The 3,024-nt window shown below is 38.6% G+C and carries 2 protein-coding genes; both read right to left on the reverse strand.

Annotated elements, in window-relative coordinates; translation table 11 throughout:
- Positions 1 to 131: 131 nt before the first annotated feature.
- A complete protein-coding gene (locus PLH43_RS13410) occupies positions 132 to 1,298 on the reverse strand; it encodes a sulfatase-like hydrolase/transferase (RefSeq protein ID WP_324363946.1) in 1,167 nt (388 codons plus the stop codon).
- A 282-nt stretch (positions 1,299 to 1,580) separates the two neighbouring features.
- The gene (locus PLH43_RS13415; RefSeq protein WP_324363948.1) at positions 1,581 to 2,981 is read right to left on the reverse strand and encodes a hypothetical protein; all 1,401 of its coding nucleotides are present in this window, start codon (positions 2,979 to 2,981) and stop codon (positions 1,581 to 1,583) included.
- Between the last annotated feature and the right edge of the window lie 43 nt (positions 2,982 to 3,024).

The raw sequence follows: 3,024 nt of genomic DNA on the forward strand, positions 1-3,024 counted from the left end.
CGTTTGTTGCGTTTATAGCGTTGGCTTTGGGATGTTCATTTTATCTCACTATCACTGTCACAGCTTCTCTTTCTCTGCGGGCTCTGTGGCTCTGCGTGAGAGAATCCTAGCATATATAAACCATCATTCATTTACAGGATTTCCAGATTTGTCCCGAATAGTTCATTAAATATAAACCTAAAAGTGTTGACTGAGTTGGTCCCTTCAGGCCAGAGTTTTCCATGGTGCTTTGGAATATAGACAGCACTGAAAACTTTATGAGCACCTGGTTTGTCCATCCTGGCCCCATGGTCTGCCTGTATTATTATTACAGGCGCAGTCTGATTAGATGATAGCTTACGTTCAACAAGTTCTTTCACCTTTTTTGTTATAAAAATATGTTGGTCAATGTAAAGCTTTTTGCTATCGCCGCTTTGACCTTTAATAGTGCTTAGTTTTTCTCCATTTGGGCCAAAGACATAGGGTGTGTGAGGACAAATTATATGGGCAAAAACGAACTTTGGCTTACCGAGTATCACAGTCATATTTTCTAAAGTATCAAATGCATCAAGAACTGATCTCCGGACAAAATATTTATTGATAAAAAAAAGTCGTAATAGGCTGTTGCTCGCTATAATGGCAGGTAATTCATCTTTGAACTGCAATCCATAAAAATTATAATTCTTATCAGCAAGCTGATTGTATCTCGTCTGTGCAAACCATGACCCCATGTGTATATATTGGTAACCGATTGTTTTTAGATAGTTTACAACTTTATTATTGCGAAGGCGAATCATTCTTTCTTCTTCATAAGCGTTTAAAATGTTCATGCTTTGGAGAAAGCTATCCGAGAAACTACCCGAAGATGTTTTGCCCTCATGTCTTTTTACTGGGATAATATTTAGCCTGGCTTCCAAGATTGAAGCGGTTGATAAAGAATTTGTTATCATTTCTGTTGTCATAAAGCCCTTTTGATTCAAGAAATTAACAAAAGGTGACATATCATGATTAAAATAACTTTTCATCTGTGAAGGTGCAGCATATTCATCCAATACAATAAAATAGATATCAGGAAGACGTTCTGGTTGTTTATATATAGATATATTTTTTGTGTTAAGCGTCCCGTTTATTTTTGCGTAAGCGACAGCTTGCATAGTAATGCTGTAAGCATTGAAAATTAATAGAATACCCGCAATAATGCAAAATACTTTGTTAATCTTGGCAATTCTGTTATTACTAAAGCGTAAAGACTTAATGATATAGAATATCAAGGCAAAAAGGATTATAATAGAAGTCGCTGCCAGAACAATTCCCTTCAAATATGTTCCACTCGTATAGCTTGAAATGTATTCGTATAATGTCCCATAATTACAGAAGACAATCAGCAAAGGCGATAATAAGGCTACGGAAGTTCCCGCCTTTTTTACGATCAACTTTATAAGGAAATATAACAGCAGAGAAAAAGCGCATACTGCGATGAGCGGAAGAACAATCTGCCCGGGCGGAATCAGTCCTGCATATTGTGTAAATGGCATTATGACGAAAATAATAGAAAATAATAAAGGATGTAAAAGTATTAGTTTATCAGTCAACATGGAATATTATTGTTTGATTGCTTCTGAATTGTTGAGATTTTGTTTTTCCATCAGATAGAGGGTACGTTCAGAATGCTCAATTTTGATATAGTCAAGGATTAAGAAATAGTTACTAAGGGCGGATTCAAAATGTTCCTGATCATAATCCGTGAAGATGTCCTCACGGGAGCGCAGTAACCTTTGTACCTGTGAATCGTTCTTAGGGACGAATTCAATTACAAGGAAACGGCATATTTTACTTAAAAATGATGCAATTTTATCAAAGGGCAGGTTGTTTGAAATCGCAAGATGGTGAATTAGGGCAAGGGCAAAGACCATGTCGGCGGGGCCTCGTTCTACGAGGGAGGCTCTCTCTTCATTTGCCCAACCGATGGATGGGCTTGGATTGGTTAAGTCAAGCAATAAGGGGAGGATGTTAGTCTCGCCATGCTTCCTGCACTCGATATAATTTTTTTCAACAGCAGCCGGATCAATATCGAACGATAGTGTTGGAATTGCCTTTTTGCTTGCGATCCTGCTAAAGATGCCGGTATTTGCACCTAAATCCCAGACAGTTTTAGGGTTTATTCTCTCGAGATAGTTACTGATGATGGATTTCTTGTGCTCGAATGATGTGGAGGAGTAATTAGTATAATCATAATAATCAGCCCATTCGGTTTCTTCGGGACGCCAATGGAGTGCTTTTATTGCGTTCTCAAGGTTGTCAATAATTCCGAGCAAGGAAACCTTACTCAGCTTTCTCAATTTCACATTAACTTGTTTGTCCGCAAAGTGTTTCTGGCTTTTTGCATGAAAATGTATATGGGAAAGAAGTGAAAATTTGACCCAGCTTTTTAAGGGAAGTAGTCTGCTTGCCATATCAAGGGGAATGCCGTCTATATATACCCTTGCAAGCTGGTTAAGTCGCGCATCTGTCAGTGCCATGAGCGCAAGAGGCGCAAGAAAATGCTGGCAGAACTGACGATAGGCAACCCAGGGCTCACCTTCCACGTATTTCTCAAAAGAGAGTGTATCAATAAGGATGGGTTTGCCATTGAGAAACTGGATGTTGTATGCACTGGCATCTTTTAATGACATACCATATTCGAGGGCTATTTTTTGAATATTAAGGGTAGTTAGGGCGGCATCTTTTAGCTGGCCGAAACACCATTCATAAGGATAGGAGATAAAAGGAATGATATCAGGTTTTATTATTTTAAATGCCCCGTTCTGTTCCTTGCTTATCTCTTCATGGGAGATGAGCAGTTTTTCTTCAACGAGTCTTTTATAAAGACCTGACTCTATAAGATGTTCGTAATGTTCCCTGTAAACACGGTTTATTTGGCGATAAAGCGTGCCGTCCTCTTTGAAGAGAAAACCGCTTGGATCCCTGAAAGAACTTGGTATACGACTGGCTGCGACAGTCATTTTTCCTGTTTTTTTGAAAAACGACTACTGAAGAAATTCTTAA

Source organism: Acetivibrio sp. (assembly GCF_035371925.1).
GTDB lineage: Bacteria > Bacillota > Clostridia > Acetivibrionales > Acetivibrionaceae > Hungateiclostridium.